Here is a 21,940-nt window from a genome sequence, read left to right on the forward strand (position 1 = left end):
TGCTGTCTCACAGGAGCGTGAAGAGAAACGCCTGCCGCATTATGACAATGAGAGCGAGGAGAACCGTCGTGCTAGAAGAATACCGTAAGCACGTAGCTGAACGTGCCGCTGAGGGGATTGCGCCAAAACCATTAGATGCAACCCAAATGGCCGCGCTTGTCGAGCTGCTGAAGAGTCCGCCTGCTGGCGAAGAAGAATTCCTGTTAGACCTGCTGGCTAATCGTGTACCGCCCGGTGTTGACGAAGCCGCCTATGTGAAAGCGGGTTTCCTTGCAGCTGTCGCCAAAGGCGAAGCAACCTCCCCACTGGTTAGCCCTGAGAAAGCCGTTGAACTGCTGGGTACCATGCAGGGCGGTTATAACATCCATCCGCTGATTGACGCGCTGGATAACGACGCGCTGGCACCGATTGCTGCCAAAGCCCTCTCCCATACCCTGCTGATGTTCGATAACTTCTACGATGTGGAAGAGAAAGCGAAAGCGGGCAACGCCTACGCCAAACAGGTGATGCAATCCTGGGCTGATGCTGAATGGTTCCAGAGCCGTCCGCCGCTGGCCGAGAAGATCACCGTTACCGTCTTTAAAGTTACCGGCGAAACCAACACCGATGACCTTTCACCGGCACCGGATGCCTGGTCGCGCCCGGATATTCCGCTGCACGCGCTGGCGATGCTGAAAAACGCCCGTGAAGGGATCGAACCGGATCAGCCGGGCAGCGTTGGCCCGATCAAGCAGATCGAGGCGCTGGCGCAGAAAGGCTTCCCGCTGGCCTACGTCGGCGATGTTGTCGGGACCGGCTCTTCGCGTAAATCCGCCACCAACTCGGTGCTGTGGTTTATGGGTGACGACATTCCGAATGTGCCGAACAAGCGCGGCGGCGGTCTGGTGCTCGGCGGCAAAATCGCCCCTATCTTCTTCAACACCATGGAAGATGCCGGTGCGCTGCCAATTGAAGTCGACGTCTCTGACCTGAACATGGGCGACGTGATTGACGTTTACCCGTTCAAAGGCGAAGTGCGCAACCACGAAACCAACGAACTGCTGGCGACCTTTGAACTGAAAACCGACGTGCTGATTGATGAAGTGCGCGCCGGTGGCCGTATCCCGCTGATTATCGGCCGTGGCCTGACCACCAAAGCACGTGAAGCGCTGGGTCTACCGCAGAGCGAGATCTTCCGTCAGGCGAAAGACGTGGCGGAAAGCAGCCGCGGCTACTCGCTGGCGCAGAAAATGGTCGGCCGCGCCTGTGGCGTCGACGGTGTTCGTCCGGGCGCATACTGCGAACCGAAGATGACCTCTGTGGGCTCGCAGGACACCACCGGTCCGATGACCCGTGATGAACTGAAAGATCTGGCGTGCCTCGGCTTCTCTGCCGATCTGGTGATGCAGTCTTTCTGCCACACTGCGGCCTATCCGAAGCCGGTTGACGTCACTACTCACCATACGCTGCCGGACTTCATTATGAACCGTGGCGGCGTGTCGCTGCGTCCGGGCGATGGCGTTATCCACTCCTGGCTCAACCGCATGCTGCTGCCGGATACCGTTGGCACCGGCGGTGACTCCCATACCCGTTTCCCGATTGGTATCTCCTTCCCGGCGGGCTCGGGTCTGGTGGCGTTTGCTGCCGCGACCGGCGTAATGCCGCTGGATATGCCGGAATCAGTGCTGGTGCGCTTTAAAGGCAAAATGCAGCCGGGCATCACGCTGCGCGATCTGGTTCACGCCATTCCGCTGTACGCCATCAAACAGGGTCTGCTGACCGTTGAGAAGAAGGGTAAGAAAAACATCTTCTCCGGCCGCATCCTGGAAATTGAAGGCTTGCCGGATCTGAAAGTCGAGCAGGCGTTCGAGCTGACCGATGCCTCCGCTGAGCGTTCTGCCGCGGGTTGCACCATCAAGCTGAACAAAGAGCCGATTATCGAGTACCTGACCTCCAACATCGTGCTGCTGAAGTGGATGATTGCTGAAGGCTACGGCGATCGCCGTACGCTGGAGCGCCGTATCCAGGGCATGGAGAAATGGCTGGCGGATCCGCAGCTGCTTGAAGCGGATGCGGACGCAGATTACGCGGCGGTGATCGATATCGATCTGGCCGAAATCAAAGAGCCTATCCTCTGCGCGCCGAACGATCCGGACGATGCGCGTCTGCTCTCTGATGTGCAGGGCGAGAGCATCGATGAGGTGTTCATCGGTTCCTGTATGACCAACATCGGCCACTTCCGCGCCGCCGGTAAGCTGCTGGACAGCCATAAAGGCCAGCTGCCGACCCGCCTGTGGGTTGCGCCGCCGACGCGTATGGATGCCGCACAGCTGACCGAAGAGGGCTACTACAGCGTCTTTGGTAAGAGCGGTGCGCGTATCGAAATCCCGGGCTGCTCCCTGTGCATGGGTAACCAGGCGCGCGTGGCAGATGGTGCGACCGTCGTTTCAACCTCGACCCGTAACTTCCCGAACCGTTTAGGTACCGGCGCGAACGTCTTCCTGGCCTCTGCTGAGCTGGCAGCCGTCTCGGCGCTGATCGGCAAGCTGCCGACGCCGCAGGAGTATCTGACCTTTATGGATCAGGTGGATAAAACCGCCGTCGATACCTACCGCTACCTCAACTTCGACCAGCTTGATCAATACACCGATAAAGCTGAAGGCGTGATATTCCAGACCGCCGTCTAAATCAGAAAGCCACTCTTCGGAGTGGCTTTTTTTTCCCTTCCTTCCCGTCCCCGCGCTTTTTTTCCTGTATGGTGCTGCGATAATTAAAGCACTGGCGGCTCTCTGGCCCCCATGAGGAGCAATGATGGATTACGAATTTCTGCGCGATGTCACCGGCGGCGTCAAAGTGCGCATGTCGATGGGGCACGAAGTGATCGGCCACTGGTTTAACGAAGAGGTGAAAGAGAACCTCGCCCTGCTGGATGAAGTGGAGCAGGCGGCGCAAACGGTGAAGGGCAGCGAGCGTTCGTGGCAGCGCGTCGGCCATGAATATACGCTGTGGCTGGATGGTGAAGAGGTGATGATCCGCGCCAATCTGCTGGAGTTTACCGGCGACGAGATGGAGGAGGGGATGAACTACTACGATGAGGAGAGTTTATCCCTCTGCGGGGTGGAGGATTTTCTTCAGGTGGTGGCCGCTTACCGGCAATTTCTTAAGCAACGCTAATCGGGGAGCGTCCCTGCTCCCGCTGCGCATTTACACGGCCGGAATATTGCGGCCGTAGTAGATCTCGCGCATCTCTTTCCACAGCGCTTCCGTGATCTCTTTCCGCTCCTGCGGCGTCAAATCTTCCGGTTTGGTATGGAACATGTAGTGCTTAAGGTCGAACTCCTTAAGCAACATTTTGGTATGGAAGATGTTTTCCTGGTAAACATTCACATCCATCATGTCATACAGCGATTTCATATCGTCAGACATAAAGTTCTGGATTGAATTAATCTCGTGGTCGATGAAGTGCTTCATGCCATTCACGTCGCGCGTAAAGCCGCGCACGCGGTAGTCGACGGTCACGATATCCGACTCAAGCTGATGGATAAGGTAGTTCAGCGCTTTCAGCGGCGAAATCACCCCGCAGGTTGAGACTTCAATATCAGCGCGGAAGGTGCATAACCCACCTTCAGGGTGGCTTTCCGGGTAGGTGTGCACGCAGATATGGCTCTTATCCAGATGCGCGACAACCGCTTCCGGCAGCGGCCCCGGATGTTCGGTTTTGTCGATCAGGTGCGGGTCGACCGGCTCTTCGCTCACCAGGATCGTCACGCTCGCACCCTGCGGCTCGTAGTCCTGGCGGGCAATATTCAAAATGTTGGCGCCAATGATGTTACAGGTCTCCGTGAGGATCTCCGTCAGACGGTTGGCGTTATAGAGTTCATCAATATAGGCAATATAGCCGTCGCGCTCTTCGGCGGTTTTGGCGTAGCAGATATCGTAGATACAAAAACTCAGGCTTTTGGTCAGGTTGTTAAAGCCATGTAGTTTAAGCTTTTTCAATTTTTCTCACCCCCTTAGCGTCACTGTGCAGACAGTGCATCGTGTAGATATTGTGGCAGAGCGAATGCTGCCGTATGGATTGCCGGATTGTAATAACGGCAGGTCAGTGCGGCGGTATGGAAACGTGCGGCGATAATCTCCGTGGAGAGCGAGCGCAGCGCTTCGTTATCCGTCGCCCAGGCAAAGGTCATAATGCCGCCGTAATAGGTCGGGATCGCCGCCTGGTAGAAGCTGACATCGGCAAAGTAGTGACCCAGTTTGCGATGGCTGCCGACGGCTTCTTCCTGCTGTAAGAAGCAGACGCCGTTCTGCGCGACAAAAATCCCACCGGGATTAAGGCAGCGCTTGCACCCTTCATAAAACGCCGAGGTGAAGAGGCTCTCGCCCGGACCGACAGGATCGGTACAGTCGGAGATAATCACATCGAAGGTTTTTTGCGTGTGGTTGACGAAGTTGACGCCATCATCAATCACCAGCTCAAAGCGCGGATCATCGTAGGCACCGGCGTTGTGTTTTGGCAGGTACTGGCGACAGAAAGAGACGACGCCTGCGTCGATCTCTACCATGGTGATGGTTTCAATATTTTTGTGGCGGGAGACTTCGCGCAGCATCGCGCCGTCGCCGCCGCCGATGATCAGCACATGCTTTGCGTGACCGTGCGCCAGCAGCGGAACGTGAGTCATCATCTCGTGATAGATAAACTCATCGCGTTCGGTGGTTTGTACCACGCCATCCAGCGCCATCACGCGGCCAAAGGCGGCGTTTTCGAAGATAATCAGATCCTGATGATCGGTCTTCTCGTGGTAAAGCACCTTATCAACGGCAAAGTACTGACCAAAGTTGTCGTGCAGCGTTTCTTGCCAAATGGTGTTGTCGGCCATTCGTCGCTCCTTTGTTAACATCCGTGAAAAACGGGCGCAACATGATAGCCAACTCTGGCGAACGATGCACGGTCAAAAGATAAGCGCTATTTCACGTAGGCGAGCAGACTCAACGAGTCACGGGCAAGGGCCTTACACTTTTTCGCCGTTGGAATGCCGATGCCGCTCAGATCGCGGTAGCTCTCTTCGCCCAGCGCTTTCATGTTCCAGCTATCGTAGTTGCTGAGATCCCACTGATTTTGCTGGGCAAAAAAGACCAGCGCACGGCGGATCTGCCCGTTAGGTAAGTTGTTATAACCGCAGTCATTTTTCAGAAAAACAAACACCGCCGTCAGATCGGCCATGTCTTCAGCTTCAGATTCACTCAGGGCATAACTATTGGCGGAGACAGCGAGCAGGCTGCCAAGGATGATACTTCTGAAAAACGTTTTCATTCTCTCTACCACGGCGTAACGGAAATTAAACGTTAGCACAGTCCAGTTAACGCGACGATATTTATTATCGTCTGCTTTCTTGACCTTCCGGCAGGGGAAAGGTTTACGCTTAAAGCATCGCCGACTCTTGATAAGGACATACCCATGCAACGTCGAGATTTCCTTAAATATTCCGCGCTCCTGGGGGCTGCCAGCGCGCTGCCGCTCTGGAGCCGCTCGCTCTTCGCCGCCACCCGGCCCACGTTACCCATTCCACCGCTGCTTGCCCCGGATGCAGAGAGCCGCATTGTCTTAACGGTGCAGGCAGGGGAGAGCCAGTTTGCGCAGCAAAGCGCGACAACCTGGGGGTATAACGGCGCGTTGCTGGGGCCAGCTATTCAGCTGCGCCAGGGAAAAGCGGTGACGGTGGATATCCGCAATCAGCTTGCGGAAGAGACCACTGTGCACTGGCACGGTCTCGAAGTGCCGGGGGAGGTCGACGGTGGGCCGCAGGGCGTGATTAAGGCGGGCGGTAGCCGGACGGTGACCTTTACTCCAACGCAGCAGGCTGCTACCTGCTGGTTCCACCCTCATCAGCATGGCAAAACCGGACGTCAGGTGGCGATGGGGCTCGCCGGGCTGGTGCTGATTGAAGATGAGAACAGCCGCAAACTGCGCCTGCCGCAGCAGTGGGGGATTGATGATGTGCCGGTGATTGTGCAGGACAAAAAATTGACCGCGCAGGGGCAGATTGATTACCAGCTCGATGTGATGAGCGCGGCGGTGGGGTGGTTTGGCGATACGCTGCTCGCTAATGGTGCCCTCTACCCGCAACATGCAGCTCCGCGCGGCTGGCTGCGCCTGCGTCTGCTCAACGGGTGTAACGCGCGCTCGCTCAATTTTGCTACCAGCGATAAGCGCCCGCTCTATGTCATCGCCAGCGACGGCGGCTTGTTAAGTGAGCCGGTTAAGGTGACTGAACTGCCGATGTTGATGGGCGAGCGCTTCGAGGTGCTGGTGGATATCAGCGATGGCAAGCCTTTCGATCTTATAACGCTGCCGGTTAAGCAGATGGGGATGACCGTCGCACCGTTTGACCAGCCGGTGCCGGTGCTGCGTATTCAACCGTTGCAGGTGACCGCCTCGGGCGATCTGCCGGATACGCTTGCTTCGCTGCCCGCACTGCCTGCGCTTGAGGGGCTTACCCAGCGCACCCTGCAACTGTCGATGGATCCGATGCTCGATATGATGGGCATGCAGGCGCTGCAGCAGAAGTATGGCGACGGCGCGATGGCGGGCATGGGGATGCATCACGGCGATATGCAGGGCATGCAGATGGATCATGGCCATATGGATCACGGCAGCCAGGGTTTTGATTTCCATAATGCCAACCGGATTAACGGCAAAGCGTTTGATATGGTGACGCCGCAATTTGCAGTGCAAAAAGGGCAGTTTGAGCGCTGGACGATCTCCGGAGAGGGGGACATGATGCTGCACCCGTTCCATATTCACGGTACGCAGTTCCGCATCCTCTCTGAAAACGGCAAGCCGCCCGCGGCGCATCGCGCAGGCTGGAAGGATACGGTCAATGTGTACGGTGCGCGCAGTGAAGTGCTGGTGCGCTTTGATCATGCGGCAGCGAAAGAGTTTGCCTATATGGCGCACTGCCATCTGCTGGAGCATGAAGATACCGGTATGATGCTCGGCTTTACCGTCGCGTAAACTGCGCCCGGCAAAAATGCCTGATGGCGCTGCGCTTATCAGGCCTACGGTTCTGTGATCATTTCCGGGCTTTTGTAGGCCGGTTAAGGCGCCAGCCGCCATCCGGCAAAATGCCTGATGGCGCTGCGCTTATCAGGCCTACGGTTCTGTGGTCGGTTTCGGGCTTTTGTAGGCCGGATAAGGCGCTAGCCGCCATCCGGCGATGCGTTGCGATGTCACAATAAAAAAGCCCGGCAGCGTAATGCTTGCCGGGCTTTGTTTTGTAGGCCGGATAAGGCGTTAGCCGCCATCCGGCAAGTCTACATCAGATTGCTTAATTACTTCGCGTCATCCGGCAGAGCAAACGCCACGATGTAATCACCCATCTTAGTACCGAACGAACCGTGACCACCTGCGGAGATGACAACGTACTGCTTGCCATTCACTTCATAGGTCATCGGCGTTGCCTGACCACCCGCTGGCAGACGACCTTCCCACAGTTTGTCACCGTTGGTCATGTTGTACGCGCGCAGGTAGTTATCCGCTGTACCGGCAATAAACAGCACGTTACCGGCAGTGGAGATCGGGCCACCAAGCATCGGCATACCGAGGGTAAACGGCACTTTAATCGGCATCGGGAACGGCAGGCTATCCTGCGGCGTACCGATACGTTTTTTCCATGCTACCTGGTTGGTTTTCAGATCCAGCGCAGAGATATAACCCCAGGCTGGCTGTTTGCACGGCAGGCCGAACGGAGAGAGGAACGGGTTCAGCGTGACGCCAAACGGCACGCCATACTGCGGCTGAATACCAGATTCCGAACCGGTGCCTTTCGCATCTTTCGGCGGCTCCATCGGGTTGTTTGGACCACGCGGGATCAGCTTCGAGACAAACGGCAGCGCCATCGGGTTAGCAATCGCCACCTGGCGGTTTGGATCGACGGAGATACCGCCCCACTCAAACATGCCAAGGTTACCCGGGAAGACCAGCGTACCCTGCTCAGACGGCGGGGTGAAAATGCCTTCATAACGCATCTGGTGGAACATCACACGGCACACCAGTTGGTCGAACATGGTGGCGCCCCACATATCCGCACCGCTCAGATCTCTCTTCGGACGGAAGCTCAGATCGGAGAAGGGTTGGGTTTTGGTGACGTAATCGCCTTTCGCTGCGCCCTGCGGAACCGGTTTTTCCGGTGCCGGCACAACCAGTTCGCCGTTACGACGATCCAGCACGAAGATGTTACCGGTTTTCGCCGGGGCATAAACGACCGGCACTTTCTTACCGTTCACATCGATATCCGCCAGCGTCGGCTGGGACGGCATATCCATATCCCACAGATCGTGGTGTACGGTCTGATAGCTCCACACCAGCTTACCGGTGGTCGCATTCAGCGCAACAATGGAACTGGCGTAACGCTCCTGCTCCGGCGTACGGTTACCGCCCCAGATATCTGGCGTAGTAACGCCCATCGGCAGGTAGACCATATCCAGCTTGGCGTCATAGGCGGCAGGCGCCCAGGAGTTCGGCGAGTTGATGGTGAACTTGTGCTCATCCGACGGGATTGCATTCGGATCTTTCGCGCCTGGATCGAAGGCCCACAGCAGCTTACCGGTGTTGATATCGAAACCACGAATCACACCAGACGGCTCACGGGTGGAGAAGTTATCCGTTACCGCACCGGCAATGATAATCACTTTATCGGTGACGATCGGCGGTGAAGTCGGCTCATACATCCCCGGCGTGGTAACCGGCATGTTGGTTTGCAGGTTGAGGATACCTTTGTTAGCAAAGGTGTCACACAGCTTGCCGTTATCAGCGTTAACTGCGAACAGGCGACCGTCGTTGACCGGCAGGATGATGCGGCGCGGGCAGTTAGCCACCACGTCCGGGCTGGCGTTTTCCGCCGTCGCTTCGTGGTAAGAGACACCACGGCAGGTCACGTGCTGGAAGGACGGGTCCGCATTCAGTTGCGGATCGAAGTGCCACTTCTCTTTACCGCTTGCCGCATCAAGTGCGAACAGACGCTGGTGAGCGGTGCAGAGGAACAGGGTGTCGCCCACTTTAATCGGCGTCACTTCGTTGGTGATTTCACCCGGATCGTTCGGCAGCTTCAGGTCGCCGGTGCGGAACACCCAGGCTTCCTTCAGGTTTTTCACGTTATCCGCGTTAATCTGCTTCAGCGGCGAGTAACGCTGGCCTTCCTGGTTACGGCCATAAGCCGGCCAGTCGCTATCGGCAACGTTAGAGATCGGTGCAGCAGGCGTCGAGTCAGCGCTCAGGGTGCCGTTGATCTCCTGCGGGTCATTGAAACCGGCCCAGGTCAGAATGCCGCCGCTGATCAGCAGTACCGCTAACAGGGCAGCAACCGCGCCGCGGGCAGGAATAATCAGGCGACGCCAGACAAATGGCAGAATCAGCCAGATACCGAAGAAGACAAGAATATCGCTACGTGGGGTCAGCGCCCAGAAGTCGAAGCCGACTTCCCAAACGCCCCACAGCATGGTGGCAAGCAGCAGAGCCGCATAGAGCCAGAGCGCGGAACGCTTCCCTTTCCACAGCAGCCAGGTCACGCCAAGCATCACCAGGCCAGCGATGGGGTAGTACCAGGAGCCGCCGATGGAGATCAGCCAGACACCACCAATTAAAAGATACAGCCCGCAGAAGGCTGCAAAGATCGTCGTCAGCATGATCAATAGCCGCGACCGTTGCGATTTTGTTTCTGCCATAAAAGGAATACTCATCAGTTTGTTAAATTTTTGATAGCAACTAATTATAGGTGTTAACAAGTGTGATCGTCATCACAAATCGAGCTTTCTCGATGCATGCCCACCTCAATTGGTTTTGCTGGTATACTTCACGGCTTGCGTTTCAATCACCGGTTTAAGCGATTGGTGTTGAATTATTTGCTTCTAAAATCATATGGTTAGTTAATATGAAACACAAAGTTGAAGTGATGATCCCGGAAGCGGAGATCAAAGCACGCGTCGCCGAACTGGGTCGTCAAATCACTGAACGTTACAAAGATAGCGGCAGCGAGATGGTGCTGGTGGGGCTGCTGCGCGGCTCGTTTATGTTTATGGCCGATCTCTGCCGTGAAGTGCAGGTCTCCCATGAAGTCGATTTTATGACCGCTTCCAGCTACGGCAGCGGCATGTCATCGACTCGCGATGTGAAAATCCTCAAAGATCTGGATGAAGATATTCGCGGCAAAGATGTATTGATTGTTGAAGACATTATCGATTCTGGCAACACGCTGTCGAAAGTGCGCGAGATCCTGCGCCTGCGCGAGCCGAAGTCGCTGGCGATCTGCACCCTGCTGGATAAACCTTCGCGACGCGAAGTGGATGTCACCGTCGAGTATATCGGTTTCTCGATTCCGGATGAGTTTGTGGTGGGTTACGGAATTGACTACGCTCAGCGCTATCGCCATTTGCCCTATGTCGGCAAAGTGGTGATGCTGGACGAATAAAAAAATCGGGGCCGACGGCCCCGATTGTTATTTGTGATTAATGTGCTTCTGGCTGATGTTCTGCACACCTGTGCGGTAACGCTGTTCCAGCGTTTCGCGGTTGGTGGCGGTCACATCCAGATCGCGCAGCAGGCCGTCATGGATGCCGTAAGCCCAGCCGTGAATCGTCACGTTCTGGCCGCGTTTCCAGGCGGATTGCATAATCGTTGAGTGGCCAAGGTTATAAACCTGCTCCATGACGTTCAATTCGCACAGCGTATCGAGACGACGTTCTGGCGGCATTTCGCCGAGCAGCGAGCTATGTTTAAACCAGATGTCGCGAATGTGCAGCAGCCAGTTATTGATAAGACCCAGTTCCGGGTTTTCAACCGCTGCCTGAACGCCGCCGCAGCCGTAGTGGCCGCAGATGATGATGTGTTCAACTTCCAGCACATCAACCGCGTATTGCACAACGGAGAGGCAGTTTAAGTCGGTATGGATGACCAGGTTGGCCACGTTACGGTGAACAAACAGCTCGCCGGGTTCAAGGCCAGTCAGGCGCTCAGCCGGAACGCGTGAGTCTGAACAGCCAATCCACAGAAAGCGCGGCTTTTGTGCCTGCGCCAGCGTTTCAAAAAATCCTGGATCTTCCTCGACCAGCATTTTTGACCATAGTGCGTTGTTGCTGATGAGTGTATCTATGTCTTTCATAGCGCTTTGCGACCTGTAAGCAAAATGAGTGCGAGGCCTAATATAGGTCAACTCTTTCTCTTTTAAAACCACACATCGAGTGTAAGAAAATAGGTAAGTGATAATTCATGACCATTGCACTGGAGCTTGAGCAGCTTAAAAAAACCTATCCTGGCGGCGTTCAGGCGCTGCGCGGAATCGATCTGCAAGTCGAGGCGGGAGACTTCTACGCCCTGCTTGGGCCGAACGGCGCGGGTAAGTCGACCACCATCGGCATTATCAGCTCGCTGGTGAATAAAACCTCTGGCCGGGTCAGCGTCTTTGGCTATGACCTGGAAAAAGATGTGGTGAACGCCAAACGCCAGCTGGGGCTGGTGCCGCAGGAGTTCAACTTCAACCCGTTTGAAACCGTACAGCAGATTGTCGTCAACCAGGCGGGCTACTACGGTGTCGATCGCAAAGATGCGTTAGTGCGCAGCGAAAAGTACCTTAATCAGCTTGATTTGTGGGGTAAACGTAACGAACGTGCGCGCATGCTCTCCGGCGGGATGAAGCGTCGTTTGATGATTGCCCGCGCACTGATGCATGAGCCAAAACTGCTGATTCTTGATGAGCCAACGGCGGGCGTCGACATCGAACTGCGCCGCTCCATGTGGGGCTTTTTGAAGGATCTGAACGACAAAGGCACCACCATTATTCTCACCACTCACTATCTGGAAGAGGCGGAGATGCTGTGCCGCAATATCGGCATCATCCAGCATGGTGAACTGGTGGAGAACACCTCGATGAAGTCGCTGCTCTCCAAGCTCAAATCGGAGACCTTTATCCTCGATCTGGCGGCGAAAAGCGCGCTGCCGAAGCTGGAAGGGTATCAATATCGCCTGGTAGACACCTCAACGCTTGAAGTTGAAGTGCTGCGCGAGCAGGGGATCAACAGCGTCTTTAGCCAGCTGAGCGCGCAGGGGATCCAGGTATTAAGTATGCGTAACAAAGCCAACCGCCTTGAAGAGCTGTTCGTTACGTTGGTGCATGACAGGAAAGGAGAGGGCGCATGATGCAGCTTTATTGGGTGGCGCTGAAGAGTATCTGGTACAAAGAGATCCAGCGTTTTATGCGTATCTGGGTGCAGACACTGGTGCCGCCAGTGATCACCATGACCCTCTACTTTATTATTTTCGGCAATCTGATTGGCTCGCGTATCGGTGAAATGCACGGCTTCACCTATATGCAGTTTATCGTTCCGGGGCTGATCATGATGGCAGTGATCACCAACGGCTATGCCAACGTCGCCTCCTCCTTCTTTAGCGCCAAGTTCCAGCGCAACATTGAGGAGCTACTGGTGGCACCGGTGCCGACGCATGTAATTATCGTCGGATATGTTGGCGGCGGCGTAGCGCGCGGGCTGTGCGTTGGCGTGCTGGTAACGGCGGTATCGCTCTTCTTCGTGCCTTTCCAGGTGCACTCATGGCTGTTTGTCGGGCTGACGCTGCTGCTCACCGCGGTGCTCTTCTCGCTGGCCGGCCTGTTGAATGCGGTGTTCGCCAAAACCTTTGACGATATCAGCCTGATCCCGACCTTTGTGTTGACCCCGCTGACCTACCTCGGCGGCGTCTTCTACTCCCTGACGCTGCTGCCGCCGTTCTGGCAGGCGCTGTCGCACCTGAACCCGATCGTCTATATGATCAGCGGTTTCCGCTTCGGCTTCCTCGGGATTAGCGATGTCCCGCTGGTCACCACGGTTGGCGTGCTGGTGGTCTTTATCCTCGGCTTCTATCTGACCTGCTGGTATCTGATTCAGCGTGGGCGCGGGTTGCGTAGCTAACGGTTATCAGGCTATTTTCAGCATTGCTCTAAAAAACAATAAGATCGCCCAGGCGATCTTATTGTTATGCATGAACAGCAATCAATCGTGTTTTAAAGACATTCTGATTTGATCGCCCGTTTCTAATCGGTAATCACAATAAGTGAGTCCATTGTTTCTGGTGGGCTGATTCATCGCATTTAAGAGTTCTTTTACTTTGCTGCCTATGATGGCCATGGGATCGAATCCTTTCCATTTACAGTTAGTGGCGGATGGGGAGCAATAAACCATGCTTGAAATCCCATCCGTGTCCGTTTCCACTCCCGTTGACGTTATGCTTCCATTTGCCGGGCATTGACCCGCAAAAGCTGCGCCTGAAGCGGATGAAAAACCTAAAAGCAGAGCGAGAATAATAGCTTTATCCATGTTCATGATGTTTCCTTAGTCCATTATTAAGGTGCAATTGCACAAATAACATACACCTGGGAAATGGAAAGGCAAAGTTTGAACAGAAGATGAGCATTTCATACCAGAGGTCACCTGCCAGGAAGTAATCCGCCGAGTTAGCCCACTTTTTGACCTAAACAAAGCCATTAAATCCCTCAGGTTTTGTTACAATCACGCCACTTTCCTAACGCGGTTCGTCTCATGTCTCGTTTGATTGCCTTTCTCTTTCTGTTGCTGGCCGGTAGCGCCTCTGCCGCCATTATCAGCGAACAAGCTGTTCCTGCACGTTATCTGCAAACCACCGAAGATGCCGACATCTGGGCGCAGGTGGGCGATAAAGTGATTACCGTCGGCAATATTCGCGCCGGGCAGATCATCGGCGTGGTGCCGGGCGAGGAGGATTACTACGCCTTTCGCTTCGGCTTTGGCTCGGGGTTTATTGATAAAGGCCATCTCGGCACGGTGACGGGCAACAAGCGCGTGCAGGATAGCCTCGGCGATCTTAATAAGCCGCTCAGCAACCAGAATCTCATCACCTGGCAGGATACGCCGCTCTACAACGCGCCGGATAAAACCAGCCCGCAGTTCGGCACGCTGGCGCAAAACCTGCGCTACCCGATTATTGATAAGCTCAAAGATCGCCTGAACCAGACCTGGTTTCAGATCCGCATTGGCAACCGGCTGGCGTGGGTCAGCAGCCTCGATGCGCAGGAAGATAACGGCCTGCCGGTGCTGACTTACCATCACATTTTGCATGACGAAGAGAACACCCGCTTTCGCCACACCTCCACTACTACTTCGGTTCGCGCCTTTACCAACCAGATGACGTGGCTGCGCGACCAGGGCTACGCCACGCTTTCTATGTATCAACTGGAAGGGTATGTGCGTAACCGCATGAACCTGCCCGCGCGCGCGGTGGTGATCACTTTTGATGATGGGCTGAAGTCCGTCAGCCGCTACGCCTACCCGATCCTGCGCCAGTATGGCTTTAAAGCGACGGCGTTTATTATCTCGTCGCGCATCAAGCTAAAGCCGCAGAAGTGGGACCCAAAATCGCTGCAATTTATGAGCGTGTCGGAGCTTAACGGCATTCGTGACGTGTTTGATGTGCAGTCGCACACCCACTTCCTGCACCGGGTTGACGATGCGCGCCATCCGATCCTCTTTAGCCGTAGCTATCACAACATTCTGTTTGATTTTAAACGTTCGCGCCGCGCGCTGGCGCAGTTCAACCCGCATGTGCTCTATCTCTCCTATCCGTTTGGCGGCTATGACGATAAAGCGGTGAAAGCGGCAAATGATGCCGGTTTCCATATGGCGGTGACTACGGTGCGCGGGAAGGTGAAGCCGGGGGATAATCCGTTCCTGTTAAAACGGCTCTATATCTTACGGACGGACTCGCTGGAAACGATGTCGCGGCTGATCAGCAATCAGCCGCAGGGGTAGGGCATCAGGCAACCTGAACGGGCACGGCTTTCGCGGTGCGTTTCATCTCGTTGTCGCCGTCAAAATAGGCCACTTTCGGCTGCCAGCTGCGGGCCACGTCATCGGGCATGGTGACGTAGCTGGCGATAATCAGAATATCGCCGACATCCGCACAGTGCGCCGCCGCGCCGTTAACGGAGATAATGCGCGAGCCGCGCTCACCGGCAATCGCATAGGTAGAGAAGCGCTTACCGTTGGTGACGTTGTAGATATCAATGGCTTCGTATTCAAGGATACCGGCCGCTTCCAGGAAATCCTGGTCGATGGCGCAGGAGCCTTCGTAATGCAGGTCGGCCTGCGTCACTTTGACGCGGTGGAGCTTGCCTTGCAGCATAGTGCGAATCATAAGTTGAACCTTCGTTACTAAGAGTAAAGCCGAAACGGGGAGACGGCTCCCTGCTTAACCCCGTCTGTTGTTGCCGCGCCTTAACCGGCGCAGCGTTCTGCCAGATTATTTCTGGGTCAATTCAACCACTTTGTTGTCGATAAGCCGCGCCTGGCCGAGCCATGCCGCCATCAGAATCACCGCGCGCTGGCTGCTCTCTGTCACGTCAAGCAGCGTGTCCGCATCACGGATCTGAATATCATCGGCGCGGAAACCGGCTTCGTTGACCTGCTGCTCCGCCAGTGCCACCAGCTCTTCGATATCGCGCTCGCCCGCCTGTAATTTATCGGCGATGGCGTTCATCACTTTGCTCATTCCCGGCGCGATTTTACGCTGGTCAGCGGTGAGATAGCCGTTACGCGAGCTGAGCGCCAGGCCATCTTTCGCACGCACGGTGGGCACGCCGACAATCTCAATGTCGTAACCCATGTCCGCCACCATTTTGCGGATCAGCTGCAACTGCTGGTAATCCTTCTCGCCGAAGCAGGCGATGTCGGGCTGGACCAGGTTAAACAGCTTGCTGACGATGGTGGAGACGCCGCGGAAATGGCCAGGACGGCTGGCACCTTCCAGCATCGTCGAGATGCCCGGAACGTCAACATAAGTCTGGCCTTCCGTACCCTGCGGGTAGATATCCGCAGGCGCCGGGGCAAAGACGAAATCGACTTTGCGTTTATTCAGCTTTTCACAATCTTCCTGCAAGGTGCGCGGGTAGCGCACCAGGTCATCCTGGCGGTCAAACTGCATCGGATTCACAAAGATGCTTACTACCACCACATCGGCGCGCAGTTTCGCTTCGTCGACCAGCTTCATATGACCATCGTGCAGGTTGCCCATGGTCGGCACCAGCGCAATGCGTTTTCCTTCCTGACGCAGGCGGCGAATATGCTGGCGCAGCAGCGGCAGGGTTTCAATAATCAACACAACAAGGCTCCTTAATGGAAACTGTGCTCTTCGCCCGGATAGGCTCCGGACTCGACTTCAGCCACATACTGCCTCACCGCGGCACGCATGTCGCCTGCTTCATTGAGGAAATTTTTAGCGAATTTTGGAATATGTCCACCGGTAATGCCGAACGCGTCATGCATCACCAGAATCTGTCCGTCGGTCACATTACCTGCGCCAATACCAATCACCGGAATGGTTAACGCCCCGGTAATGCGCTGCGCCAGTTCAACCGGTACGCACTCCAGCACCAGCAGCTGCGCACCTGCCGCTTGCAGCGCCAGCGCATCTTCATACAGGCCCTGCGCCGCATCGCCGCGCCCCTGCACTTTATAACCGCCGAAGATGTTGACCGATTGCGGGGTTAAACCGAGATGCCCGCACACCGGCACCGCGCGCTCGGTAAGCATTTTCACCGTTGGCGCCAGCCAGCGGCCGCCTTCGATTTTCACCATATTGGCACCGGCGCGCATCACCGCAGCCGCGTTCTCAAACGCCTGTTCGGGGGTGGCATAAGCCATAAACGGCAGATCGGCGAGCAGCAGGCAGGCGGGTGCGCCGCGGCGAACGGCCTGAGTGTGATAAGCGATATCGGCCACCGTTACCGGCAGCGTGGAGTCGTGCCCTTGTACCGTCATGCCTAACGAATCGCCGACCAGCATCACGTTGATCCCCTCTTCGGCAAAGAGTTTGGCGAAGCTGTAGTCATAGGCGGTGATGGTGGCGAAGCGGCGCTTCTCCTGCTTACATTTCAGCAGCCACGAGAGGGTCGTCGGTTTCATAGCGTTTCCTGATAGTCGAAGGCGAATCTGGCGCATTCTAAGCAGCAACATTCAGGGGGGCAATGACTTTAGGCAACCCGTTGATGCAGGTCACCTTTTCAGGCGGGGTTACCAGGCGTGAGGTTTTGGCGCGTCCAGCCGCGTCAGCACGGCCTGTAATGATTCGCCATCGGGGAAGTGCAGGTCAGGGGCGATCTCAAACAGTGGCCACAGCATAAAGCCGCGGTTTTTCATGTCGTAATGGGGAATGGTCAGGCGCGCGGTCTGCACCGTCATCTCGCCAAACAGCATAATATCGAGGTCAAGCGTGCGCGGCCCCCAGCGCTCGGCTTTACGCACGCGCCCCTGTTGCAGCTCAATGCGCTGAGTATGGTCGAGAAGGCGCTCCGGTGCGAGCGTTGTTTCCAGCGCCACGGCGGCGTTGAGATAGTCAGGCTGATCCGGCGGGCCGAGCGGGGGAGTGCGGTAAAGCGAGGAGCACGCCACGATCCGGCTGTCGGGGATCTCCCCCAGCGCGGCTATCGCGGCGTTCACTTGATCGAGCGGCGAGGCGAGGTTGCTGCCCAGCGCGATAAAGGCCAGTGTCACGCACTGCCCTCACGGCGCGGCGCGCGCTTGCGCGGACGGCGATGACGACGGCGCTCGGCCGGCTCTTCACCTAAATCATCAAGCATATGTTTTTGCGCTGGTGGTGCAGAGACCTGGAACTCGCCCCACCATTTTGTCAGGCGTTGCAGCTCAGCGTTGTTTTCCGCCTCGGCGCGCAGTGCCAGCAGATCGTACGAGGCGCGGAATTTCGGATGTTCCATCAGTTTCCAGGCGCGTTTGCCCTGGCGACGGGACATGCGCAGCTGCAGTTGCCAGATATCGCGAACCAGCGTAGTGATGCGTTTCGGGATCGCCAGCGAGCGGCACGCTTCGTCGAGCACGTCGTTCATCGCCAGTGCGAAGGCATCGTAGTAAGCCAGCCCGCCCTCCTGGGTGATACGCTGCGCGTTTTCCAGCAGCGGATACCAGAACATAGCGGCAAACAGAAACGCCGGGTTAACGCGCATATCGTTGTGAATGCGGTTATCGGTGTTCTTCAGCACCTGGGCAATAATGCGCTCCATCGGGCTGTCGCCGTGCTCGGTAAAGCAGCGGGTGATGATCGGGAAGAGCGGCTGGAAGAGGCCATATTCGCGCAGCAGCTGGTAGGTTTCGTAACCGTAACCGGCCTGCAACAGCTTCAGGGACTCTTCAAACAGACGCGCCGGCGGCACGTCGTTAATTAAGGTCGCCAGACGCGGGATCGGCTCGGCGGTCTCTTCGCTAATCTGCATGCCCAGCTTGGCGGCGAAACGCACCGCGCGCAGCATGCGCACCGGATCTTCGCGGTAGCGGGTTTCCGGGTTGCCGATCAGGCGGATGGTGCCCTCTTGCAGATCGCGCATGCCGCCGACGTAATCACGTACGGTAAAGTCGGCAACGCTGTAATAGAGGCTGTTAATGGTGAAGTCACGACGCTGGGCATCTTCTTCAATTGAGCCGAAGATGTTGTCGCGCAGCAGCATGCCGTTCTGGCCGCGCTGGGAGATGGTGCGATCGGTTTGTTGATCGTCATGATGACCACGGAAGGTCGCCACTTCGATAATCTCCGGCCCGAACATCACGTGTGCGAGGCGGAAACGGCGACCCACCAGGCGACAGTTGCGGAACAGCTTGCGCACCTGATCCGGCGTGGCGTTGGTGGTGACATCAAAATCTTTTGGTTTTTTGCCCAGCAACAAGTCGCGCACACCGCCGCCTACCAGGTAAGCTTCATAGCCCGCTTTATTCAGACGATAGAGCACTTTGAGCGCATTTTCGCTGATATCTTTGCGGGAAATAGCGTGCTGCTCACGCGGAATAACCGCCATTTGCGGTTTGGCCATTGCCTCAACGGCCATGCTCTCTTCGCGGCTTAGCACCTTGCGGCAAAAATTAGCGACTCGGGTAAAAATAGTACACCTCGGTAGTGTCAGACGTCATCGGGACAAAAAAATAGCGGCTAATCATAGCTCAGCGCGAAGCATTTGAGAATGCTGTATTCGCATCGCCTGTTACAGGTACGCGTGAAAGCGACCAGTTCGCCACCGCCTTTTCCAGTAGATCCTCCAGCGAGAGATCCTGCCACTCTTTTGTTACATCCTGGTTCATAAATTGTAAAGCACGGATCAACACAGGACGCGGATCGCCCTCCGGCAGGGCAGGCGCATGGTTCTGCTTGGAGAGCTTATCCCCTTGTTCATTAAGGGCTAATGGCAGATGAACATACTCAGGTGCCGGCCACCCTAATTGTTGATAAAGGGAGAGGTGCCGCACCGTCGGTGCAATCAGATCGGCGCCGCGCACGATCTCCGTCACACCCTGAAAATGGTCATCGACCACCACGGCGAGGTTATAAGCAAATAATCCATCGCGGCGGTGAATAATAAAATCTTCGCGCGCCAGTTTCTCTTCGGCAACGATGCGCCCGCGCAGGCGGTCGGTAAATTCCAGCACCGGCTGGCGTTGCAGCAGGCGGACTGCGGCATTTTCCGGGCCATGATTCAGGGTACGGCAGTGACCATCATAGAAACCGCCGACGCTTTGAATGCGCGCCCGCGTGCAGGTGCAGAAGTAGCTCAACCCTTCACGGTGCAGCCGCGCCAGCACTTCCCGATAAGCCTCATGCCGCCGGGATTGCCACAGCACCTCACCGTCCCAGTGCAGGCCGTAGTGTTCCAGCTGGCGCAAAATTGTCTCTGCCGCGCCGGGCACTTCGCGGGGAGGATCGATATCTTCAATCCGCACGCGCCAGATACCATGCTGAGCACGGGCTTGCAGATAGCTGCCGAGGGCGGCAATTAACGAACCAAAATGCAGTTCACCGGATGGGGATGGCGCAAAGCGCCCGATATAGTGTGATTCAGGCATATCGACAGGCAAAAAAGTACAGGGCGGGCGCGTTCGCCGCCTTATAAGAGACGCCCCGCATCAGCGGGGCGTCTTGGGGAATGCCGGGGGTTAGCCCGCCATCTGTTTTTCGCGGATTTCCGCCAGGGTTTTGCAGTCGATGCACAGGTCGGCAGTCGGACGCGCTTCCAGACGACGGATACCAATTTCAACGCCGCAGGATTCGCAGAAACCGAAATCTTCGTCTTCTACTTTTTTCAGCGTTTTTTCGATCTTCTTAATCAGCTTACGCTCGCGATCGCGGTTACGCAGTTCAAGGCTGAACTCCTCTTCCTGAGCAGCACGGTCAACCGGGTCCGGGAAGTTAGCCGCTTCGTCCTGCATGTGCGTAACGGTGCGATCGACTTCATCCCTAAGTTGATTGCGCCATGCTTCAAGAATCCGCTTGAAGTGCGCCAGCTGGGCTTCGTTCATATACTCTTCGCCCGGCTTCTCTTGATACGGCTCCACCCCAGCGATGGCGAGAATACTCAGGGACGATGTTTTACGGTTTTGCCCTTCTTGCATGTTGCTTCTCCTTAACACGCACTATCGATCCCCGTACGGGGGAAAAATCAGGCCGCTATAAATAGCAGATGCTTTTACGGATGGCAAATATCCATACGTAACACTTGACAACCCTGTGAAGAAAAGCGTATTTGCGCACGCGACCAAATCACTTATTCGTCAGGCGCTTGCCTTAAAGCGAGAACGGTAGCGGCAAGCTAAGACTGATATTATCGGCAGAAAGTTCCGCTTTATAAGCAATAACTTCCACCCCATTTTGTTGCGCTTCACTCAATAATCGTGCGTATTCCCCATCAATATGGCGCGCGGGTGCGAAATGTTCAACGGCGGAGTGCAGAATGGCAAACAAGATCACCGCACGGTCACCATTGGCCGCAACGCTCATCAACTCCCGTAAATGCTTCTGCCCGCGCAGTGTGACCGCATCCGGGAAATAGCCTGACTGCTGCTCGGCGAGCGTGACCGATTTCACTTCAATATAGCAGTTGCGGCGATCCTCCGCCTGTAACAGAAAATCAATTCTGCTGCGCTCCGCACCATATTTCACTTCGCTTTTCAGCACGCTATATCCCGTTAACTCAGGCAGGCGGTCAGCGATAATCGCCTCTTTCGTTAACATATTTGCCCGCTGAGTATTCACGCAAATAAATGCGCCCTGTTGCGTTTCAGTTAATTCCCAGGTGTGGGCATATTTGCGCTTCAGATTTGTTGAGGTGGAATACCAGACCCGATCGCCTGGCGTCGCGCAACCGGTCATCGCGCCGGTATTGGGGCAGTGCAGCGTCAGGGTTTCGCCTTCGGGCGTCACGACATCCGCCAGAAAGCGCTTATAGCGCGTCACAAGCGTGGCGGATTGTAGCGGTGGGGTGAATTCCATATCTCTTCCTTAATATGTTCGTGGCTCAAGACGCGCCGAAATGATTACTCACCGCTAAGGGGCCAGCGCTTCAGGGCGGTGTAACGGGTACGCCCGTTGAGAAACTGCGACTCGTAGAGCGCAAACTCAGTGACCGGAAAAGACCAGCGAAAACCCGGCGGCGGCAGCGAAACCGCGTGGCTGGCGTCGCGCAGCAGCGTGATGTGCGGGTGAAAAGGCTGCGGGCTTTGATAGCAGCCGCTGCGTGCTGCCTGCGCGCGCAGCATATCTGCCAGTTGCAGTAATCCGCGCGGCGGCTGGCGCGAACCGAGCCACACCACGCGCGAGCGCAGCCACTGCCCGGCATCATCCAGCGTCAACGTAAAGCCTGGCTGGCGAATGCGCCCGGCCAGCGTCTCCAGCGCCTTCTGTTTCTCGGCGCTGATATCGCCCAGAAAGGCCAGCGTCAGATGCAAATTGGCGGCGGCAATTGGCCGCCCCGCTTCCGGCGCGAAGTGTTGCGCGCGCCACTGCACCAGTTGGGGCTGGAGTTCGGCGGGCAGTTCGATGGCAAAAAAGAGCCTTTTTGATGCGGGCATAGTGTGCTCGAGGTCAAGAATATGTGGGGATGGTATACTGCCG

Annotated in this window: 22 protein-coding genes; 7 read left to right on the top strand and 15 right to left on the bottom strand. The window is 56.2% G+C overall.

The annotated features are described in order from the left end of the window. Positions 1-68: 68 nt before the first annotated feature. Positions 69-2,666 carry a bifunctional aconitate hydratase 2/2-methylisocitrate dehydratase gene (acnB, locus tag SOM48_RS09335; protein ID WP_094419370.1) on the top strand — a complete coding sequence of 866 codons (2,598 nt, stop codon included), beginning with the start codon at positions 69-71 and terminating at the stop codon, positions 2,664-2,666. A gap of 124 nt (positions 2,667-2,790) precedes the next feature. Continuing rightward, positions 2,791-3,153: a protein YacL gene (yacL, locus tag SOM48_RS09340; protein WP_023480494.1), complete on the top strand. Its 363-nt coding sequence runs from the start codon at positions 2,791-2,793 to the stop codon at positions 3,151-3,153. Positions 3,154-3,183: 30 nt separating this feature from the next. Here the strand turns inward: yacL and speD are convergent, their stop codons facing one another. The 3 genes from speD to SOM48_RS09355 all read right to left on the bottom strand — a co-directional run bounded on the left by speD (position 3,184) and on the right by SOM48_RS09355 (position 5,293). Continuing rightward, the gene (gene speD, locus SOM48_RS09345) at positions 3,184-3,978 is read right to left on the bottom strand and encodes an adenosylmethionine decarboxylase (RefSeq protein ID WP_023480253.1); all 795 of its coding nucleotides are present in this window, start codon (positions 3,976-3,978) and stop codon (positions 3,184-3,186) included. Between the two features lie 20 nt (positions 3,979-3,998). Then, complete coding sequence (speE, locus tag SOM48_RS09350) at positions 3,999-4,859, bottom strand: polyamine aminopropyltransferase (protein WP_023480226.1); 861 nt, start codon at positions 4,857-4,859, stop codon at positions 3,999-4,001. An 86-nt stretch (positions 4,860-4,945) separates the two neighbouring features. Continuing rightward, complete coding sequence (locus SOM48_RS09355) at positions 4,946-5,293, bottom strand: YacC family pilotin-like protein (protein WP_023480277.1); 348 nt, start codon at positions 5,291-5,293, stop codon at positions 4,946-4,948. A gap of 144 nt (positions 5,294-5,437) precedes the next feature. Here SOM48_RS09355 and cueO point away from each other — a divergent pair, with 144 nt between their 5' ends. Further along, the gene (cueO, locus tag SOM48_RS09360) at positions 5,438-6,994 is read left to right on the top strand and encodes a multicopper oxidase CueO (protein WP_312201635.1); all 1,557 of its coding nucleotides are present in this window, start codon (positions 5,438-5,440) and stop codon (positions 6,992-6,994) included. 317 nt (positions 6,995-7,311) lie between these two features. Here cueO and SOM48_RS09365 read toward each other — a convergent pair whose 3' ends face one another. After that, the gene (locus SOM48_RS09365; protein ID WP_054802812.1) at positions 7,312-9,702 is read right to left on the bottom strand and encodes a glucose/quinate/shikimate family membrane-bound PQQ-dependent dehydrogenase; all 2,391 of its coding nucleotides are present in this window, start codon (positions 9,700-9,702) and stop codon (positions 7,312-7,314) included. A gap of 206 nt (positions 9,703-9,908) precedes the next feature. Between SOM48_RS09365 and hpt the strand changes: the two genes are divergently transcribed. Beyond that, a complete protein-coding gene (hpt, locus tag SOM48_RS09370; protein WP_076768882.1) occupies positions 9,909-10,445 on the top strand; it encodes a hypoxanthine phosphoribosyltransferase in 537 nt (178 codons plus the stop codon). 27 nt (positions 10,446-10,472) lie between these two features. Here the strand turns inward: hpt and can are convergent, their stop codons facing one another. After that, positions 10,473-11,135 carry a carbonate dehydratase gene (gene can, locus SOM48_RS09375; RefSeq protein WP_042716572.1) on the bottom strand — a complete coding sequence of 221 codons (663 nt, stop codon included), beginning with the start codon at positions 11,133-11,135 and terminating at the stop codon, positions 10,473-10,475. 107 nt (positions 11,136-11,242) lie between these two features. Here can and SOM48_RS09380 point away from each other — a divergent pair, with 107 nt between their 5' ends. Both SOM48_RS09380 and SOM48_RS09385 read left to right on the top strand, forming a co-directional pair. Further along, positions 11,243-12,169 carry an ABC transporter ATP-binding protein gene (locus SOM48_RS09380; RefSeq protein ID WP_023480271.1) on the top strand — a complete coding sequence of 309 codons (927 nt, stop codon included), beginning with the start codon at positions 11,243-11,245 and terminating at the stop codon, positions 12,167-12,169. After that, positions 12,166-12,936: an ABC transporter permease gene (locus tag SOM48_RS09385; protein WP_034813337.1), complete on the top strand. Its 771-nt coding sequence runs from the start codon at positions 12,166-12,168 to the stop codon at positions 12,934-12,936. The genes SOM48_RS09380 and SOM48_RS09385 overlap by 4 nt, the downstream gene beginning before the upstream one ends. A gap of 81 nt (positions 12,937-13,017) precedes the next feature. On the opposite strand, the gene SOM48_RS09390 is transcribed toward SOM48_RS09385, so the two are convergent. Continuing rightward, positions 13,018-13,347, bottom strand: a complete 330-nt coding sequence (locus SOM48_RS09390) for a hypothetical protein (protein ID WP_319551468.1) — start codon at positions 13,345-13,347, stop codon at positions 13,018-13,020. A 216-nt stretch (positions 13,348-13,563) separates the two neighbouring features. Between SOM48_RS09390 and SOM48_RS09395 the strand changes: the two genes are divergently transcribed. After that, positions 13,564-14,808 (top strand): polysaccharide deacetylase family protein, encoded by a 1,245-nt coding sequence (locus SOM48_RS09395; RefSeq protein ID WP_023480477.1) that lies wholly within the window; start codon positions 13,564-13,566, stop codon positions 14,806-14,808. Between the two features lie 4 nt (positions 14,809-14,812). On the opposite strand, the gene panD is transcribed toward SOM48_RS09395, so the two are convergent. The 9 genes from panD to thpR all read right to left on the bottom strand — a co-directional run bounded on the left by panD (position 14,813) and on the right by thpR (position 21,897). Continuing rightward, a complete protein-coding gene (panD, locus tag SOM48_RS09400; RefSeq protein WP_023480241.1) occupies positions 14,813-15,193 on the bottom strand; it encodes an aspartate 1-decarboxylase in 381 nt (126 codons plus the stop codon). Between the two features lie 105 nt (positions 15,194-15,298). After that, positions 15,299-16,156 carry a pantoate--beta-alanine ligase gene (gene panC / locus SOM48_RS09405; protein ID WP_139966625.1) on the bottom strand — a complete coding sequence of 286 codons (858 nt, stop codon included), beginning with the start codon at positions 16,154-16,156 and terminating at the stop codon, positions 15,299-15,301. Positions 16,157-16,167: 11 nt separating this feature from the next. Beyond that, complete coding sequence (gene panB, locus SOM48_RS09410; RefSeq protein ID WP_320511836.1) at positions 16,168-16,959, bottom strand: 3-methyl-2-oxobutanoate hydroxymethyltransferase; 792 nt, start codon at positions 16,957-16,959, stop codon at positions 16,168-16,170. A gap of 108 nt (positions 16,960-17,067) precedes the next feature. Further along, positions 17,068-17,547, bottom strand: coding sequence for a 2-amino-4-hydroxy-6-hydroxymethyldihydropteridine diphosphokinase (gene folK / locus SOM48_RS09415; protein ID WP_128483625.1), 480 nt, complete (start codon positions 17,545-17,547; stop codon positions 17,068-17,070). Continuing rightward, complete coding sequence (gene pcnB, locus SOM48_RS09420) at positions 17,544-18,941, bottom strand: polynucleotide adenylyltransferase PcnB (protein WP_320511849.1); 1,398 nt, start codon at positions 18,939-18,941, stop codon at positions 17,544-17,546. The genes folK and pcnB overlap by 4 nt, the downstream gene beginning before the upstream one ends. A 58-nt stretch (positions 18,942-18,999) precedes the next feature. Continuing rightward, positions 19,000-19,896: a tRNA glutamyl-Q(34) synthetase GluQRS gene (gene gluQRS, locus SOM48_RS09425; RefSeq protein WP_139567589.1), complete on the bottom strand. Its 897-nt coding sequence runs from the start codon at positions 19,894-19,896 to the stop codon at positions 19,000-19,002. A 90-nt stretch (positions 19,897-19,986) separates the two neighbouring features. Continuing rightward, on the bottom strand, positions 19,987-20,442 hold the full coding sequence (gene dksA / locus SOM48_RS09430) for an RNA polymerase-binding protein DksA (RefSeq protein ID WP_007373199.1): 456 nt from the start codon (positions 20,440-20,442) through the stop codon (positions 19,987-19,989). A 172-nt stretch (positions 20,443-20,614) separates the two neighbouring features. Beyond that, positions 20,615-21,319 carry a DNA/RNA nuclease SfsA gene (gene sfsA, locus SOM48_RS09435; RefSeq protein WP_023480367.1) on the bottom strand — a complete coding sequence of 235 codons (705 nt, stop codon included), beginning with the start codon at positions 21,317-21,319 and terminating at the stop codon, positions 20,615-20,617. Positions 21,320-21,363: 44 nt separating this feature from the next. Next, positions 21,364-21,897 (bottom strand): RNA 2',3'-cyclic phosphodiesterase, encoded by a 534-nt coding sequence (thpR, locus tag SOM48_RS09440; RefSeq protein ID WP_094419383.1) that lies wholly within the window; start codon positions 21,895-21,897, stop codon positions 21,364-21,366. Between the last annotated feature and the right edge of the window lie 43 nt (positions 21,898-21,940).

The sequence above is a fragment of the Kosakonia sp. CFBP8986 genome, from assembly GCF_034044935.1.
GTDB lineage: Bacteria > Pseudomonadota > Gammaproteobacteria > Enterobacterales > Enterobacteriaceae > Kosakonia > Kosakonia cowanii.

Bases quoted from the DNA above. Each gene is read 5' to 3' on its own strand.
- yacL (WP_023480494.1), top strand. From the start codon at position 2,791: ATGGATTACGAATTTCTGCGCGATGTCACCGGCGGCGTCAAAGTGCGC.
- speE (WP_023480226.1), bottom strand. From the start codon at position 4,859: ATGGCCGACAACACCATTTGGCAAGAAACGCTGCACGACAACTTTGGT.
- SOM48_RS09355 (WP_023480277.1), bottom strand. From the start codon at position 5,293: ATGAAAACGTTTTTCAGAAGTATCATCCTTGGCAGCCTGCTCGCTGTC.
- cueO (WP_312201635.1), top strand. From the start codon at position 5,438: ATGCAACGTCGAGATTTCCTTAAATATTCCGCGCTCCTGGGGGCTGCC.
- SOM48_RS09365 (WP_054802812.1), bottom strand. From the start codon at position 9,702: ATGGCAGAAACAAAATCGCAACGGTCGCGGCTATTGATCATGCTGACG.
- hpt (WP_076768882.1), top strand. From the start codon at position 9,909: ATGAAACACAAAGTTGAAGTGATGATCCCGGAAGCGGAGATCAAAGCA.
- can (WP_042716572.1), bottom strand. From the start codon at position 11,135: ATGAAAGACATAGATACACTCATCAGCAACAACGCACTATGGTCAAAA.
- SOM48_RS09380 (WP_023480271.1), top strand. From the start codon at position 11,243: ATGACCATTGCACTGGAGCTTGAGCAGCTTAAAAAAACCTATCCTGGC.
- SOM48_RS09385 (WP_034813337.1), top strand. From the start codon at position 12,166: ATGATGCAGCTTTATTGGGTGGCGCTGAAGAGTATCTGGTACAAAGAG.
- SOM48_RS09390 (WP_319551468.1), bottom strand. From the start codon at position 13,347: ATGAACATGGATAAAGCTATTATTCTCGCTCTGCTTTTAGGTTTTTCA.
- SOM48_RS09395 (WP_023480477.1), top strand. From the start codon at position 13,564: ATGTCTCGTTTGATTGCCTTTCTCTTTCTGTTGCTGGCCGGTAGCGCC.
- panD (WP_023480241.1), bottom strand. From the start codon at position 15,193: ATGATTCGCACTATGCTGCAAGGCAAGCTCCACCGCGTCAAAGTGACG.
- panB (WP_320511836.1), bottom strand. From the start codon at position 16,959: ATGAAACCGACGACCCTCTCGTGGCTGCTGAAATGTAAGCAGGAGAAG.
- gluQRS (WP_139567589.1), bottom strand. From the start codon at position 19,896: ATGCCTGAATCACACTATATCGGGCGCTTTGCGCCATCCCCATCCGGT.
- dksA (WP_007373199.1), bottom strand. From the start codon at position 20,442: ATGCAAGAAGGGCAAAACCGTAAAACATCGTCCCTGAGTATTCTCGCC.
- sfsA (WP_023480367.1), bottom strand. From the start codon at position 21,319: ATGGAATTCACCCCACCGCTACAATCCGCCACGCTTGTGACGCGCTAT.
- thpR (WP_094419383.1), bottom strand. From the start codon at position 21,897: ATGCCCGCATCAAAAAGGCTCTTTTTTGCCATCGAACTGCCCGCCGAA.